Source organism: Actinomadura sp. NBRC 104425 (assembly GCF_030269545.1).
Lineage (GTDB): Bacteria > Actinomycetota > Actinomycetes > Streptosporangiales > Streptosporangiaceae > Spirillospora > Spirillospora keratinilytica.
Genome location: NZ_BSTN01000013.1, coordinates 137,523 through 152,165 on the forward strand (window position 1 = coordinate 137,523; position 14,643 = coordinate 152,165).

Genomic DNA, 14,643 nt, shown 5'->3' on the forward strand with positions numbered 1-14,643 from the left:
CCGGCACTATGGCCATGCGCACGCCAAGGTTGCTGTCGCTCTTCCTCAGAAAACGGCATCCCTCCTCAGAAAACGGCATCGATGTGGTGCCGCTGGGCTTGGCGCTCCTTGTCGTAGCGGGCGCGGGCCTGCCGGGTCGCCTCCAGCCCCGACACCTCCGCGACCGGCACGTCCCACCACGCCTCGCTGTCGGGCGCCGACACCAGCGGGTCGGTCTCGATGTGCACCACCGTCGTGTGGGAGGCGGCCTTGGCCTGCTCCAGCGCGTCCCGCAGCTCGGCGATCGTGGTCGCGCGGATGACGTGCGCGCCCAGGCTGGCGGCGTTGGCGGCCAGGTCCACCGGGAGCAGGCCGCCCTCCAGGCGCCCGCTGCCGTCGCGGTAGCGGTACCGGGTGCCGAACCGCTGCGCCCCCACCTGCTCCGACAGCCCGCCGATGGAGGCGAACCCGTGGTTCTGCACGAGCACGACGACGAGCTTGACGCCCTCGGCCACGGCGGTGACCAGCTCCTGGGCCATCATCAGGTACGACCCGTCGCCCACCAGCACGAACACCTCGCGGTCCGGCACGGCCAGCTTCACCCCCAGCCCGCCGGCCACCTCGTAGCCCATGCACGAGTACCCGTACTCGACGTGGTAGGTGCGCGGACCGGCCGGCCGCCACAGCTTGTGCAGGTCGCCCGGCATGGACCCGGCCGCGCACACCACCACGTCGCGCGGCCCGGCGGCGGCGTTGACCGCGCCGATCACCTCCGACTGCGCCGGAGCGGGGCCGTGCCCCAGGGCGTAGGCGCGGTCCACCGTCGCGTTCCACGCGGCGACCAGCTCCGCGGCCTCGGCCCGGTAGCCGTCGGGGACGCGGTGGCCGGACAGCTCGCCGCGCAGCGCCGTCAGCGCCTCGCGGGCGTCGGCGACCAGCATCACCCCGCCGAGCTTGGCCGCGTCGAACGCGGTGATGTTCACGTTGACGAACCGCACCCCCGGTTCGGCGAACAGGCTGTGCGAGGCGGTGGTGAAGTCGCTGTAGCGGGTGCCGATCCCGAGCACCACGTCCGCGCGGCGCGCCAGCGCGTTGGCGGCCGTGGTGCCGGTCGCGCCGACCGCGCCCACCGCGCACGGGTGCCGCCAGGGCAGCGCGCCCTTGCCCGCCTGCGTCTCGGCCACCGGGATGCCCGTCTCCTCGGCGAAGGCGGCCAGTTCGGCGCAGGCGTCGGAGTAGACCACCCCGCCGCCCGCGATGATCAGCGGGCGGCGGGCGCCGCGCAGCACGTCCGCCGCCCGCGCCAGCGCTGCCGGTTCGGGCAGCGGGCGCGGGACGTGCCAGGTGCGTTCGGCGAACAGCTCCTCGGGCCAGTCGTGGGCCTCGGCCTGCACGTCCTGCGGCAGCGCCAGCGTCACCGCCCCGGTGGCCGCGGGGTCGGTCAGCACCCGCATCGCCGCCAGCAGCGCCGACGGGAGCTGCTCGGGCCGGTTGATCCGGTCCCAGAACACCGACACCGGCTTCAGGCAGTCGTTGACCGACACGTCGTAGGACCGCGGGTCCTCCAGCTCCTGCAGCACGGGGTTGGCGCGGCGGGTGGCGAACACGTCGCCGGGCAGCAGCAGGACGGGCAGCCGGTTGACGGTGGCCAGGGCCGCGCCGGTCACCAGGTTGGTGGCGCCGGGGCCGATCGAGGTGGTGCAGGCCAGCATCCGCAGCCGGTCGTGCATGCGCGCGTACCCGACGGCGGTGTGCACCATGGCCTGCTCGTTGCGCGCCTGGTAGTAGCGGAACCCGGGGTAGGCGTCGGCGTACTCGGCGAGGGCCTGCCCGATCCCGGCGACGTTGCCGTGCCCGAAGATGCCGAAGCAGCCGCCGAACAGGGGCCGCCGCACGCCGTCCCGCTCGCCGTACTGCGCCACCAGGAAACGCACCACCGCCTGGCCGACCGTCAGCCTCATGATCGCTCCTCCGTCGAGGTCAGCGGCAGCCGCGGGTCGAGCGGCTGCCCGGGCCAGGTGTCGCGGACCCAGGCGTGCGCGGGGTCGTCGCAGATCCGCCACGCGCGCTCGGGGCCGGGTCCGGCCATGACGTTCAGGTAGTACAGGTCGTACCCGGGGACCGCCATCGACGGGCCGTGCCAGCCGTGCGGGATGAGCACCGCGTCGCCGGTGCGGACCTCCCGCAGCACGTCGATGGGCCGTTCGGCGGTGCCGTACACGCGCTGGTAGCCCATGCCCGGCCCGGCGGGCCCGCCGGCGACCTCGAAGTAGTAGATCTCCTCCAGGACGCTCTCGCCGGGGCGGTCCTCGTCGTGCTTGTGCGGCGGGTAGGACGACCAGTTGCCGCCGGGCGTCAGCACCTCGCAGGCGATGAGCCGGTCGGCTCGGAACGCCTCGGGCGTGCAGAAGTTGTTGACCTGGCGGGACGCCTGCCCGGCGCCGCGCAGCTCGACGGGGACGCCCTCGGCGGGGCCGTAGCGGGGCTCGAGCCGGTTGGCGCAGCGGGCCGACGGCAGCGCGAACCGGCCGCCGCCGGCGGAGGCGATCGCCACCCGCGCGTCGCGGGGCGCGTAGGCGAAGTCGGTGACGCGGGAGAACACGCTCCGCCGCCCCCGCAGTTCGAAGACGGCCGAGTCGACGGTCACCGTGCAGGACCCGGCGAGCGGCAGGACGAGCATCTCCTCCCCGCCGGTGTCCAGCGCGTGCTCGCCTCCCGGCGGCAGCTCGACGACGCGCAGGCCCGAGTACGTCCAGCCCGCCGTCTCCGGTGTGATCTCGGTCAGGTAGGGACTCACAGCAGCCTCACAGCAGACTCACCGCGGCGTCGACGGCTCCGGCGACGTCGTCGTCGGAGGGGTACAGCAGGGCGCGGCCGACGACCAGGCCGCGCACGGTCGGCAGCGCCAGCGCCTGCTGCCAGGCGGCCAGCGCCGCGTCCGGGTCGGCGGGCACCTCGCCGCCCAGCAGCACGGCGGGCAGCGTGGAGGCCGCCATCACCCGTTCCATCCTCTCCACCACCGGCACCTTCAGCCAGGTGTACGCCGACGTGGTGCCCAGGCCGGAGGCGATCGCGACCGCCCTGGTCATGGCCTCGGGCGTCAGGACGTTGACGAGCTTGCCGTCGGCGCCGCGCCGGGACACGAACGGTTCGACCATGGCCATCAGCCGGTGCCCGGCCAGGCGCGACACCGCGCGGGCGCAGCCCTCCAGGGTGCGGGCGGTGGCCGGGTCATCGTAGTCCACGCGCAGCAGCATCTTGCCGCCGTCGAGCCCGGCGGCGGCGATCGCGTCGGCGTCGTAGGCGGTGAACCGGTCGTCGATCTCGAACGCGGCGCCCGCCAGCCCGCCCCGGTTCATCGACCCGAGGACGATCTTGCCGTCCAGGGCACCGAGCAGCAGCAGGTCCTCGATGACGTCGGGGGTGCCGAGCACGCCGTCCACGCCGGGCCGCGACAGCGCGACGCAGATGCGTTCGAGCAGGTCGCGCCGGTCGGCCATGGCGAGCGGGTCGCCGCCGGCGGCCAGCGCGCCGCGCGCCGGGTGGTCCGCGGCGACGATCATCAGCCGGGCGGGCGGGGAGGTGCGCCGCACCCGGCGGGCGGCGGCCTGCGCGACCGCCTCCGGGCGGACGGCGCGGATCTCGGCCAGGGCGGCGTACCGCTCGGCGAACGTGCCGGTGCTCACGCCGTGCCCTCCCGGTGCGCCGCCGGTGCCGCGGCGTCCCCGGCCAGCAGCCGCTCCACCTCGTCGGTGGCGGGCATGGCGTCGGCGCAGGCGAGGCGGGACGCGACCAGCGCGCCCGCTGCCGAGGCGAACCGGATGGTGCGCTCCAGGTCCCAGCCGGACAGCAGCCCGTGGCACAGCGCCCCGCCGAAGGCGTCGCCGGCGCCGAGCCCGTTGACGACCTTCACCTCGACCGGCGGGACGCGCACCGTCTCGTCGGCCGTGGCCGCCAGCACGCCGCGCGGGCCCTGCTTGACGACGGCGAGCCGGACGCCGCGGTCGAGCAGGGCGCGGGCGGCGGCGAGCGGCTCGTCCTCCCCCACGGCGACCCGGCACTCCTCCAGGTTGCCGACGGCGACGGCGACGTGCGGCAGCGCCCGGCCGATCTCGCGGCGGGCCCGGCCGGGCGAGTCCCAGAACATCGGCCGGTAGTCCAGGTCGAGCACGGTGGTGCCCGTGTGCGCGGCGAGCGCGGTGACGGTCGCCGCGCGGCTGGGCTCGTCGGACAGCCCGGTCGCGGTGGCCCAGAAGACGGCGGCGGCGCGGATGGCGTCCAGGTCCAGCTCGCCGGGCTCGATCTGCATGTCGGGGGCCTTGGGCCGGCGGTAGAAGTACAGCGGGAAGTCGTCCGGCGGGAAGATCTCGCAGAACGCCAGCGGGGTGGGCAGGTCCGGGACGGCCGCGACGAAGCGGTCGTCCACGCCGTACCCGCGCAGCGCCCGGCGGATGAAGCGGCCGAACGGGTCGTCGCCGGTGCGGGTGATGACCGCGGTGCGGCGGCCGTGCCGGGCGGCGGCGACGGCGACGTTGGTGGGGCTGCCGCCCAGGTACTTGCCGAACGTCTCGACGTCCTCCAGCGGGACGCCGACCTGCTGCGGGTAGATGTCCACGCTGACCCGGCCCATGGTGATCAGGTCGTGGGTCACGGCGTCCCTCCCCGCAGGAAGGCGATGCTCGCGGCGACGTCGTCGCGCGGCCCGGCGCCGGGCGGCGGCTCGGCGGTCAGGACGGTGTCCTGCTCCAGCACGTACCAGCCGCGGTAGCCGGACGACTCCAGCGCGCCGACGACGCCGGGCACGTCGACGTCGCCCCGCCCCAGCGGCCGGTAGACGCCCGCGCGGACGGCGTCGGTGTAGGAGATCCGCCCGTCCCGCACGCGCCCGGCCAGTTCGGCGTCGACGTCCTTCAGGTGCACGTGGGCGACGCGGCCGGCGGCGGCGCGGGCCAGGTCGAGGGGGTCGGTGCCGCCGATGAGCAGGTGCCCGGTGTCCAGGCACAGCGGCACGTCGGTGCCGTCGAGCACGCGGTCCACCTCGTCGCCGCGTTCGACGACGGTGCCGACGTGCGGGTGCAGGACGGCGCGGTGGCCGCGCCCGGCGGCGTGCGCGGCGGCGCGGCCGAGGTTGCCGAGCAGGGTGCGCCAGGCGGCGGCGTCGAGGGCGGGGCGCCGGTCGTAGCCGTCCAGCCCGGTGGCGGCGGCGAGCACGACGGTGGCGCCGGGCCCGCCGAAGCCGTCCAGCACCCGCGACAGCCCGGGCAGCGGGTCGCGCGCGGGGTCGTGCAGGACGAGCGGGACGAACCCGCCGACCGGCCGGAGCCCGTGGGACTCCAGCAGGCTGGCGCGTTCGGCGGGGTCGGCGGGCAGGAAGCCGTCGGGGCCGAACTCGGTGGCGGCCAGCCCGAGGTCGCGCATCTCCGCCAGGACGCGCCCGGGCGCCATCTGGTGGCCCCAGCCCGGCACCTCGCACACGCCCCAGGAGATCGGGGCTCCGGCGATCCGCTCGGCGCTGATCATCTGCGAATCTCCTCGATCGCCACGGCGCGGTGCTCGCGCCGCGCCAGCTCGCACGCCTCGGCCACGTAGAGCGCCTCCAGACTCTCCTCGGGGGGACAGGGGTTGTCGATGCGCCCGGCCGCCAGGTCGACGAACGCGCCGAGTTCGGCCGCGTACGCGTCGGCGAACCGGTCGAGGAAGTGGGTGTGCGGCGGCCCGGCCGGGCGCAGGCCCGCGCCGTCGCCGCCGGCGGGGGCCAGCGGCGTGCGGTCGTCCAGCCCGGCGACGACGCTGCCGGCCGAGCCGTACACCTCCAGCCGCACGTCGTAGCCCGCCGCGTTGTAGCGGGTGGCCGACACCTGGGCCAGGGTGCCGTCGTCGAGGGTGAGCAGCGCGGCGGCGGTGTCGACGTCGCCGGCCTCGGCGAAGAAGTCCGCGCCCCGGTTGGCGCCGGTGGCGCACACGCGGGCCACCTCGCGTCCGGTGACGAAGCGGACGGCGTCGAAGTCGTGCACCGAGCAGTCGCGGAACAGGCCGCCCGAGCCGCGGATGTAGGCGGCGGGCGGCGGCACCGGGTCCAGGGTGCACGAGCGGATGGTGTGCACCCAGCCGAGCCGTCCGGACCGCACCGCCTCGCGGGCCGCCACGTGCCCGGCGTCGAACCGCCGCTGGAACCCGACCTGCACCGGGACGCCCGAGCCGCGGACGGCGTCCATCAGCCGCAGCGTGCCCTCGATGTCGGGGGCGAGCGGCTTTTCGCAGAACACCGGCAGCCCGGCCCGGGCCGCGCGGACCACCAGTTCGGCATGCGCGCTGGTCACCGCGGCGACGACCAGCGCGTCCAGCCCGGAGGTGAACAGCGCGTCCACCGAGGGCGCCGCCTCGGCCCCGGTCTTGGCCGCAACCGCCCGCGCCCGCGCCGCGTCGGCGTCGGCCACCACGACCGCGTCGACGGACGGCAGGGCGCGCAGCGTCTCGGCGTGCCCGGCGCCGATGCGCCCCGCTCCGGCCAGTCCGACCCTCATACCGACCTCCCGATGTCCGGCCGCGCGGCCGCGCGGACCCGCCGAGGGCGCCCCCGGGCCGCGCGCCGTGCGGGACGGCGCACCGCCGGCGGGCATGATCAAGCCTCATGGAACGATCCATATACTGTCAAGAGAATGTCCTGACATTAGGACTCCCTGACTTGAGGATTCCCTGACTCGGTCGTGACACGACTCGTCTATCCTCATGCCGCCGTTCTCACCGAGGGAGCCCCGCCCGTGCCCGACGACTGCGCATACCGCCATCCGGTCTCCGTGGACCGCACCAGCCCCGTCCCGCTGTACTTCCAGCTCGCCCAGCAGCTGGAGGAGGCGATCCGCAGCGGCGCGCTCCCCCCGGGCACCCGGCTGGAGAACGAGATGGAGCTGGCGGCGCGCTGCCGCCTGTCGCGGCCCACGGTGCGCCAGGCGATCCAGCACCTGGTCGACAAGGGGCTGCTGGTGCGCCGGCGCGGCGTCGGCACGCAGGTCGTCCGGCCGCGGGTGCGGCGCCCCCTCGAGCTGTCCAGCCTGTACGACGACCTGGCCGAGGCGGGCGAGCAGCCGTCCACGCGGGTGCTGGAGTTCGGCCCCGTGCCCGCCTCGCCGGAGGTCGCCGAGCAGCTCGGCGTCCCCGCCGAGACCAAGGTCCTGCTGCTGCGGCGGCTGCGCCTGACCGGAGGCGACCCGCTCGCGGTGATGACCAACCACCTGCCGCTCGACGTGCTCGACGTCGCCGCCGACCACCTGGAGCGGCACGGCCTCTACGAGACGCTGCGCGCCGCCGGGGTCAACCTGCGCATCGCCCACCAGACGATCGGGGCCCGCGCCGCCACCGCCGCCGAGGCCCGCCTGCTCGACGAGCGGCGCGGCGCCCCGCTGCTGACCATGACCCGCGTCGCCTACGACGACGGCGGCCGCGCCGTCGAGTACGGCGACCACGTGTACCGGGCCGCGCGCTACTCCTTCTCCCACACCCTCGTCGGCAAGTGACGTGCTCCCCGGCCTTCAGGCCGGGGAGCACGTCAGCGCTCCTTGGTGAACTGGGGGAGGTCGGCGCGGTGCGCGGCCAGGCCCTCGTCGAGGATCCGCTCCGCGACCCGCAGGCTGGAGACGAACGGGTGGGCCAGCAGCGCGCGCAGCGCGGTGCGCCGGTCGCCGGTGACGGCCGCGTCGGCGGCCAGCCGCTCGTACTCGTGGACGGCCTGGGTGAGGCCGCGGACCTGGCGCGGCAGGTCCCCCATCACCAGCGGCACCGCGCCCTGGCGGCCCACCACCGCCGGGACCTCGACGATCGCGTCGGGCTCCAGAGCGGCGATCGCGCCGCGGTTGCGGGTGTTGACGATGAACCGGCGCTGCTCGTCGCGGGCGATCGCGCAGATCACGTCCACCGCGAACTCGCCGTGCTCGCCGCCGCCGCGCTCGCGGCTGGGGTCGGGGTCGGGTCTGCCGGCCTCCGCCGCCACCTGCGCGTAGTAGGCGGGCAGCATCGCCATGATGTCCTCGGCGCGGGTGGTGCCCTTCGCGCGCAGCTCCGCGACGACCTCGTCGTGGAAGAAGTAGTACTTGGCGTAGGAGTTGACCAGCAGGCCGAGGGCCTTGCCGAGTTCGGCCATGCGGACCGGGTCGCGGTGCGGGGTGGCCTCGCCGTGCGGCTCCGCCGCCTCCAGCAGCGGGGCGATGTCGACGGGCTCGCCGTTCAGCCGGACCCGCTCGGCCCAGGTGCCGTGGTTGGTGCCGATCCAGTCGATCTCCAGGCCTTCGGCGGGCAGGCCGAGCAGGTCGGCCCAGGTCTCGGTGTCGCCCACCCACTGGTCGCACAGTCCGAGGATCTTCGCGCCGGTGTAGCGGGAGACCGCGTCGGTGACCACGTTGGTGGGGTTGGTGTAGTTGACGATCCACGCGTCCGGGGCGACCTCGGCGAGCACGGCGGCGATGTCCAGCAGCACCGGGACGGACCGGCAGGCCATGAAGAACCCGCCCGGGCCGACCGTCTCCTGCCCGACGACGCCGTGCCGGAGCGGGATCGACTCGTCCAGGTGGCGGCCGCGCAGCCCGCCCGGCCGGAAGGTGGTGAACACGAAGTCCGCCCCGTCCAGCGCGGCCTTGAGGTCGGTGTGCGCGGTGACGGTGAAGTCGGCCCCGCGGGCGGCGAACATGCGGCGGGCCAGCCGGGCCATGACGTCCAGGTGGTCGGCGTCCACGTCGTGGAAGCGCAACTGCGCCCCGGCCAGGTCGGCGGCGCGGTGCAGCAGCCCCCGGATGACGCCGGGCATGTAGCCGCTGCCGGCGCCGATCACCGCGATGCGCGTGGTCATCGTGTCTCCGCTCTCGTCGTTGCCGCTGTCGTCGTCGGGAAACGCACCGCAGGGGGCCGTTCCCCCGTGTGGGAGCGCAGGGTGGGCTCGGCGCGGACGACGGCGTCGTCGGCCGAGGCGGGGATGAAGGGCACGACGAAGGCGTAGTCCGCCAGCACCTCCTCGGGGACCTCGCCGGACTCGCCGAACGCCGCGATCTCGCCCCAGCACGGCGCTCCCAGCGACCCGCTGCGGTGCCGCACCGACAGCCCGGCGCACAGGTTGGCGAACCGCAGCCGCTCGTCCAGCGGCAGGCCCGCCAGCGTGCCGAACACGAACCCGGCGGCGAACACGTCGCCGGCGCCGGTGGCGTCCAGCGCCTCCACCGGCAGCGCCCGGGTCTCGGCGCACTCCCCCGCGGCCGAGTCGATCGCCAGGGCGCCGTCGCCGCCGCGTTTGACGACCACCACCGCGACCCGCTCCGCCAGCGCCCGCGCGGCCTCCTCCGGGGAGCCGGTGCGGGTGTAGGCCATGGCCTCCACGGCGTTGGGCAGGAACACGTCGACGTACCGGAGCCGGTCGAGCACCTCGGCGGACCACGTCCCGGTGGAGTCCCAGCCCAGGTCGGCGAACACGCGGGCGCCGGCGCGGCGCATCGCCTTCACCCATTCGGGCACCGGCCGGCCGATGTCGACGAAGCACGTCTTGGCCTGCGGCGGCTCGGTGACCAGCTCGTCCGGCTGCAGGGGCAGGGGCTTGGCGTAGGTGACCATGCTGCGGTCGGAGTCGTAGGCCAGCGACACCGTCACCGGGGACGGCCAGCCGGGGATCATCCGGGAGCGGCGCAGGTCGACGCCCTCCTGCTCGGACAGCGTGCGCCACAGGTACGCCCCGAACAGGTCGTCGCCGAACGCCGCGGCCAGGCCGGTGCGCAGGCCGAGGCGGCTCATCGCGACGGCGATGTTGGCCACGCCGCCGGGGGCCGAGCCGAGGCCGTCGGTGACCAGCTCGGTGCCGGGCGGCGGCAGGCCGGGCAGCCCCGTGAAGATCATGTCCATGAAGACCTGGCCGGTGAGGAAGACGTCCAGTTCCGGGGCGTCGTCCCCGCGCGGCAGCCGCCGCCCCGCCTGCTCGCGCTCGGTGCACGGGTCGTGCAGGGTCGGCTCGGGCGCCCGGCCCGGTGCGGCGGCCTCCTGCAGGTCCGGCGGCACGTCCTGCGGGACCTGCCGCCGGACCTGCTGCCGGATCTGCCGGCGGGTGTCGTCGGACCGGGGCCCGCTGAGGGTCTGCGTCATGGTGCCTCCACGGCGAGGCGTCGGCGTCGCTGGTGATCGTAACCAGGCGCACCGGCGGGGCGGCACGTTCCGCTACGCTTTGTGATCGGATCTTGTCCGAACGTGCTTTCGGCCGGATATCGGGGCGTGCCGGGGCGCCCCGGCCGCCGCTCGCCGTGCCGGCGCAGGTCAGCGCTTGAGCGGTACGCCGCCGGGCGTGCTCTCGTTCGGCACCAGGTACGACACCGCGGCCTGCGACACCACCCCGATCAGGGCGATGAGGATCTCCTTGCTGAACGCGCCCGCCTGGATCCAGTTGATCACGACCGCGGTGAGGGCCGTGATCAGCGCCGCCCACCACTTGCGGGTCGGCAGGAGGGACCTGGCGCCGGTCGCGTTCACGTCGCTGTTCACGTCGCACCTCCGGGGGGTCGGGCCGCCGCGTGTCCGCGGGCACCGTCGCGCCCCATCCTTCCCCGCGGACGCCCCCGCCGGATGGCCGATTGCGGAATCCCCGGCCGGGTGTATCCGGCCGCGCGGCGCCCCGCACGCCTCCGCTCCCCCATCCGGCTCCGTGCGCGCACGTCCCGCGGGTTCCGGGGCGCCCTGCCGGCCGCGGGCGCGGTTCTCGCGCCGGCGCCGGGGAGGCCGGCCGCGCGCTAGGAGGCGCCGGGGGCCTCGGGGACGGGCTCGCCGAGCATGGCGCGGGTCGCCTCCTCGACGATGTCGCGCATGGCCCGTTCGGCGGCCTCGGGGTCCCCCGCCTGCACCGCCTGCGCCACCTCGGCGTGCCAGCGGATCGCCGCGGGCTCGGGACGGGCGGGGAACAGGTGGTGGTGGTGCCGGCCCGCCAGCACGGAGGCCACCACGTCGCCGAGCGCGCCCAGCATCTCGTTGCCGGACGCCTCCAGCAGCGTGCGGTGGAACAGGATGTCGGCCTCCAGGTAGGCGTCCAGGTCGCCGGACTTGGCGTGCACCGCCATCTGCATGACCGCGCCGGTCAGCGTGCCGCACTGGGCGGGGGTGGCACGGCGGGCGGCCAGCGCGGCGGCCACCGGCTCGACCCCGCGGCGCAGCTCGCTCAGCGACCGCAGCTGCTCGTCGCGGCCCTCGCCGTCCAGCCGCCAGCCGATGATGCGCGGGTCGAACACGTTCCAGGCCGAGCGCGGGGCGACGGTGACGCCGACGCGGCGGCGGCTGCTGACCATGCCCATGGACTCCAGCACCCGGATCGCCTCGCGGATCACCGACCGGGACACCCCGAACCGGGCCTCCAGCTCCTCGATCCGCAGCACCCGCCCGGGCGCCAGCTCCTGCGAGGTGATGAGCAGGCCCAGCTGGTCCAGGACGCTGCCGTGCAGTCCGGCTCGGTCATTGCCCCCCATGGCCACCAATCATCACACGTAAGCCGCCGTATGCGAGGAGTCGGGATAAAAAATCATACTTATGCAGGTCAGCTGTTGTTAACAGCTGATGAATCATGCCACACTCTGGCAAACGTCATCCGAGAGGTCGATGTCATGGACACAGCCCGCGGCTCCGCCGCCCCGCTGCTCGTCGTCATGGGCGTCGCGGGGTCCGGAAAGACGACCTTCGGCGCCGCGCTCGCCCGGCGGCTGGGGGTGCCGTTCGCCGACGCCGACGACTTCCACCCGCCCGGCAACATCGCCAAGATGTCGGCCGGCATCCCGCTGGACGACGCCGACCGGATGCCCTGGCTGCGCGCGATCGGCGCGTGGCTGGCCGGGCACGCGGCCGGCGGCGGCGTGGTGACCTGCTCGGCGCTGCGGCGGGTGTACCGCGACGTGCTGCGGGCCGAGGCGCCGCAGGCGGTGTTCGTGCACCTGCACGGCGACCGCGAGGTCGTGCGGCGGCGGGTCGCCGAGCGCGCCGGCCACTTCATGCCCGCCTCCCTGGTCGACTCCCAGTTCGACACGCTGGAGCCGCTCGGCCCGGACGAGCGCGGGATCGTCCTCGGCCTCGACGCCCCCGTCGAGGAACTCGTCGACGCCTACCTGGACGCGGCGTCCGGCGCCGCGGCGTCCCCGCCGCGCGAGGCCTGACCAAGGTCCCTGGCCGAGACTTCCGGCCGAGATCCCTGGCCGAGGCCCCCATCCCCATCCCCTCCCCCCGCCCGGAAGGCGGGAGTCCACCCCCGGAGGTCCCTGATGACAGGCTTCGCCCTCACCGCGCTGGCCCTCGCCCCGCCCGAGGAGCCCATCGCCGGCGGCGGCCGGCTCGTGCTGGCCGCGCTCGCCGGCATCGCGCTGATCGTCGCACTGATCACCTGGCTGAAGGTGCACCCGTTCCTCGGCCTCACCCTCGGCTCGCTGCTGGTCGGCGGGATCGCCGGGCTGCCCATGGCCGACACCATCAGCGGGTTCGGCGACGGGTTCGGCAGCACGGCGGCGGGCGTCGGCGCGCTGATCGCGCTGGGCGCCATGTTCGGCCGGCTGCTGGCCGACAGCGGCGGCGCCGACCAGATCGTCGACACCATCGTCGGCCGCGCCGGGCCGCGCGCGCTGCCGTGGGCGATGGCGCTGGTCGGGGCGCTGATCGGACTGCCCATGTTCTTCGAGATCGGGCTCGTGCTGCTGATGCCGGTGATCTTCCTGGTGGCGCGCCGGTCCGGGCTGTCGCTGGTGCGGGTGGGCATCCCGGCGCTGGCCGGGCTGTCGGCCATGCACGGCCTGGTGCCCCCGCACCCCGGCCCGCTGGTGGCCATCGACGCGCTCAAGGCCGACCTGGGCGTCACGCTGGCGCTGGGCGTGCTCGTCGCCCTGCCGACGATCGCGGTGTCCGGGCCGCTGTTCGCCCGGTACGCCGCACGCTGGGTCGACGTCCCGGCCCCCGCCCTCTACGAAACGGGCCCGGAATCGGACGCCGCCGGAGCCGCCCGCCGCCGCCCCTCGTTCGGCGCCACCCTGGCCACGGTGCTGCTGCCGGTCGTGCTGATGATGGGCAAGGCGCTGGCCGACATCTTCCTGGACGAGGGCGACCACCTGCGCACCGTCCTGGACAACCTCGGCACCCCCCTGGTGGCGCTGCTGATCGCGGTGGTCGTGGCGATGTTCACCTTCGGCCGCGGCGCGGGCATGAGCCTGCGCGAGGTGTCCGGGGTGCTGGAGAAGTCGCTGCCGCCGATCGCGGGCATCCTGCTCATCGTGGCCGCCGGCGGCGGCTTCAAGCAGACCCTCATCGACACCGGCATCGGCAAGCTGGTCGCCGACTGGGTGGCCGACAGCGGCCTGTCGGTGCTGCTGCTGGCCTGGGTGGTCGCGGTGCTGATCCGCCTGGCCACCGGTTCGGCCACCGTGGCCACCGTCACCGCCGCGGGCATCATGGCACCGCTGGTCACCACCCTGAGCAGCGGGGAGACCTCGCTGCTGGTGCTGGCGATCGGCACCGGGTCGGTGTTCTTCTCGCACGTCAACGACGCCGGCTTCTGGCTGGTCAAGGAGTACTTCGGGCTGAGCGTCGGGCAGAACGTCAAGAGCTGGTCGCTGATGGAGACGGTGCTGTCGGTCACCGGCCTGGTGTTCGTGCTCCTGCTCGACCTGGTCGTCTAGCGGCGTCGTCCAGCGGCGTACGGGAAGTCGGCCGCGGGGTCGCGCAGCAGCCGCCGCAGCGCCCGCACGAACAGCACCGCCGCCGCCAGCCCAAGCGGCAGCCCCGCCAGGGGCGCGCCCGTGGCCACGGCGAGGGCGCGCCCGCCGAGCACCCCGGCGACGCCCAGGTTGTCGCCCTGCCGGCCCGCCGCCGCGGACACCGTGACGACCGCGCAGACGATCGCGACCCCGGCGGCGGCCACGGCGACCGGCCAGCGCCGTGCCGCCGCCGACACCGCGACCCCCGCCGCGACCAGCACCAGCAGCGCCGCCGCGCCGAACCAGCGCACCGGCCGCGGCCGCATCTCGACCCGCACCACCGGGGCGGGCCGCCCCCGTCCCACCGTCCACCGCGGCGCGTCCGAGGCCCCTCCCGGCGGCCGCGGCCGCACCGTCGCCGGGACGGACGGCAGCCACAGCCGCACCCCGCCCTCGTCGAAGCCCCCGGCGGCCAGCCGCCGCCACGCCCGCGCGGTGTCCAACTGCAGCGATACCGTGCGGCCCGGCCGGAAGGCGCCGGTCACGTCCGCCCTGGCGAACGGGTAGCTGCGGCTGGTCGCGGTGCGCACCCGGACGGCGGCGGCGCCGGGGAACAGCTCCCGCGCGACCGCCGCGGCCAGGTCGCGCACCTGCGCGTCCGACCGCAGCCGCCCGGCGGCGCGCAGATCGACTTGGGCGCCGCCGTCCGGCATCACCGCGATGTCGAGCCACGCCCCGGGCAGCGCGCGTCCGCCTCCCCCGCCGCACGCCGACAGGGCGAGCAGGACGAGGACGCCCAGCACCACGAGACGTCCCGCACCTGGCACGCACACTGCCCCCTCCGCTCTCCGCTGACCGCCGCACCGCAGGATCGGTACCGCAGGTCGCGCGCACGTCTCGTTCCGATCGCGTCCGCCTTGCGCCACATCGCGGCCGACGGGCGCGGACGCGCGCCGGTTCCGGCCTGCGGGTGTCCGCATGTGGC

The 14,643-nt window shown here is 75.3% G+C and carries 14 protein-coding genes; 3 read left to right on the top strand and 11 right to left on the bottom strand.

Features of this window, described 5'->3' with window-relative positions:
- Window positions 1-65 precede the first annotated feature (65 nt).
- The 6 genes from iolD to QSK22_RS20590 are packed head-to-tail and all read right to left on the bottom strand — an operon-like array spanning window position 66 to window position 6,503.
- Entirely contained in the window at window positions 66-1,940 is a 1,875-nt protein-coding gene (gene iolD / locus QSK22_RS20565; RefSeq protein WP_285495881.1) for a 3D-(3,5/4)-trihydroxycyclohexane-1,2-dione acylhydrolase (decyclizing), read from the bottom strand.
- On the bottom strand, window positions 1,937-2,776 hold the full coding sequence (iolB, locus tag QSK22_RS20570) for a 5-deoxy-glucuronate isomerase (RefSeq protein WP_285495883.1): 840 nt from the start codon (window positions 2,774-2,776) through the stop codon (window positions 1,937-1,939). The genes iolD and iolB overlap by 4 nt, the downstream gene beginning before the upstream one ends.
- 7 nt (window positions 2,777-2,783) lie before the next feature.
- Window positions 2,784-3,665 carry a Cgl0159 family (beta/alpha)8-fold protein gene (locus QSK22_RS20575; RefSeq protein WP_352231461.1) on the bottom strand — a complete coding sequence of 294 codons (882 nt, stop codon included), beginning with the start codon at window positions 3,663-3,665 and terminating at the stop codon, window positions 2,784-2,786.
- Complete coding sequence (iolC, locus tag QSK22_RS20580; RefSeq protein WP_502872344.1) at window positions 3,662-4,609, bottom strand: 5-dehydro-2-deoxygluconokinase; 948 nt, start codon at window positions 4,607-4,609, stop codon at window positions 3,662-3,664. The genes QSK22_RS20575 and iolC overlap by 4 nt, the downstream gene beginning before the upstream one ends.
- Before the next feature lie 17 nt (window positions 4,610-4,626).
- Window positions 4,627-5,499 carry a TIM barrel protein gene (locus tag QSK22_RS20585; RefSeq protein ID WP_285495885.1) on the bottom strand — a complete coding sequence of 291 codons (873 nt, stop codon included), beginning with the start codon at window positions 5,497-5,499 and terminating at the stop codon, window positions 4,627-4,629.
- The gene (locus tag QSK22_RS20590) at window positions 5,496-6,503 is read right to left on the bottom strand and encodes a Gfo/Idh/MocA family protein (RefSeq protein WP_285495887.1); all 1,008 of its coding nucleotides are present in this window, start codon (window positions 6,501-6,503) and stop codon (window positions 5,496-5,498) included. The genes QSK22_RS20585 and QSK22_RS20590 overlap by 4 nt, the downstream gene beginning before the upstream one ends.
- A 237-nt stretch (window positions 6,504-6,740) precedes the next feature.
- On the opposite strand from QSK22_RS20590, the gene QSK22_RS20595 reads away from it, so the two are divergent.
- Complete coding sequence (locus QSK22_RS20595) at window positions 6,741-7,493, top strand: GntR family transcriptional regulator (protein WP_285495888.1); 753 nt, start codon at window positions 6,741-6,743, stop codon at window positions 7,491-7,493.
- A gap of 32 nt (window positions 7,494-7,525) precedes the next feature.
- On the opposite strand, the gene QSK22_RS20600 is transcribed toward QSK22_RS20595, so the two are convergent.
- The 4 genes from QSK22_RS20600 to QSK22_RS20615 all read right to left on the bottom strand — a co-directional run bounded on the left by QSK22_RS20600 (window position 7,526) and on the right by QSK22_RS20615 (window position 11,456).
- Entirely contained in the window at window positions 7,526-8,818 is a 1,293-nt protein-coding gene (locus QSK22_RS20600) for a family 4 glycosyl hydrolase (RefSeq protein ID WP_285495889.1), read from the bottom strand.
- A complete protein-coding gene (locus QSK22_RS20605) occupies window positions 8,815-10,092 on the bottom strand; it encodes a carbohydrate kinase family protein (RefSeq protein ID WP_285495890.1) in 1,278 nt (425 codons plus the stop codon). Before QSK22_RS20605 ends, QSK22_RS20600 begins: the two co-directional genes overlap by 4 nt.
- Before the next feature lie 168 nt (window positions 10,093-10,260).
- A complete protein-coding gene (locus QSK22_RS20610; protein WP_285495891.1) occupies window positions 10,261-10,485 on the bottom strand; it encodes a hypothetical protein in 225 nt (74 codons plus the stop codon).
- Window positions 10,486-10,730: 245 nt separating this feature from the next.
- Window positions 10,731-11,456 (bottom strand): FadR/GntR family transcriptional regulator, encoded by a 726-nt coding sequence (locus QSK22_RS20615; protein WP_285495892.1) that lies wholly within the window; start codon window positions 11,454-11,456, stop codon window positions 10,731-10,733.
- A gap of 135 nt (window positions 11,457-11,591) precedes the next feature.
- Here QSK22_RS20615 and QSK22_RS20620 point away from each other — a divergent pair, with 135 nt between their 5' ends.
- Complete coding sequence (locus tag QSK22_RS20620) at window positions 11,592-12,134, top strand: gluconokinase (RefSeq protein ID WP_285495893.1); 543 nt, start codon at window positions 11,592-11,594, stop codon at window positions 12,132-12,134.
- Between the two features lie 105 nt (window positions 12,135-12,239).
- A complete protein-coding gene (locus QSK22_RS20625) occupies window positions 12,240-13,640 on the top strand; it encodes a GntP family permease (RefSeq protein WP_285495894.1) in 1,401 nt (466 codons plus the stop codon).
- Here the strand turns inward: QSK22_RS20625 and QSK22_RS20630 are convergent.
- Window positions 13,637-14,485: a hypothetical protein gene (locus QSK22_RS20630; protein WP_285495895.1), complete on the bottom strand. Its 849-nt coding sequence runs from the start codon at window positions 14,483-14,485 to the stop codon at window positions 13,637-13,639. The two genes, QSK22_RS20625 and QSK22_RS20630, sit on opposite strands and share 4 nt — an antisense overlap.
- Between the last annotated feature and the right edge of the window lie 158 nt (window positions 14,486-14,643).

Excerpts from the sequence above, each read along its gene's own strand:
- QSK22_RS20620 (WP_285495893.1), top strand. The coding sequence starts at position 11,592 with ATGGACACAGCCCGCGGCTCCGCCGCCCCGCTGCTCGTCGTCATGGGC.
- QSK22_RS20600 (WP_285495889.1), bottom strand. The coding sequence starts at position 8,818 with ATGACCACGCGCATCGCGGTGATCGGCGCCGGCAGCGGCTACATGCCC.
- QSK22_RS20615 (WP_285495892.1), bottom strand. The coding sequence starts at position 11,456 with ATGGGGGGCAATGACCGAGCCGGACTGCACGGCAGCGTCCTGGACCAG.
- iolD (WP_285495881.1), bottom strand. The coding sequence starts at position 1,940 with ATGAGGCTGACGGTCGGCCAGGCGGTGGTGCGTTTCCTGGTGGCGCAG.
- QSK22_RS20605 (WP_285495890.1), bottom strand. The coding sequence starts at position 10,092 with ATGACGCAGACCCTCAGCGGGCCCCGGTCCGACGACACCCGCCGGCAG.
- QSK22_RS20625 (WP_285495894.1), top strand. The coding sequence starts at position 12,240 with ATGACAGGCTTCGCCCTCACCGCGCTGGCCCTCGCCCCGCCCGAGGAG.
- QSK22_RS20590 (WP_285495887.1), bottom strand. The coding sequence starts at position 6,503 with ATGAGGGTCGGACTGGCCGGAGCGGGGCGCATCGGCGCCGGGCACGCC.
- QSK22_RS20585 (WP_285495885.1), bottom strand. The coding sequence starts at position 5,499 with ATGATCAGCGCCGAGCGGATCGCCGGAGCCCCGATCTCCTGGGGCGTG.
- iolC (WP_502872344.1), bottom strand. The coding sequence starts at position 4,609 with ATGGGCCGGGTCAGCGTGGACATCTACCCGCAGCAGGTCGGCGTCCCG.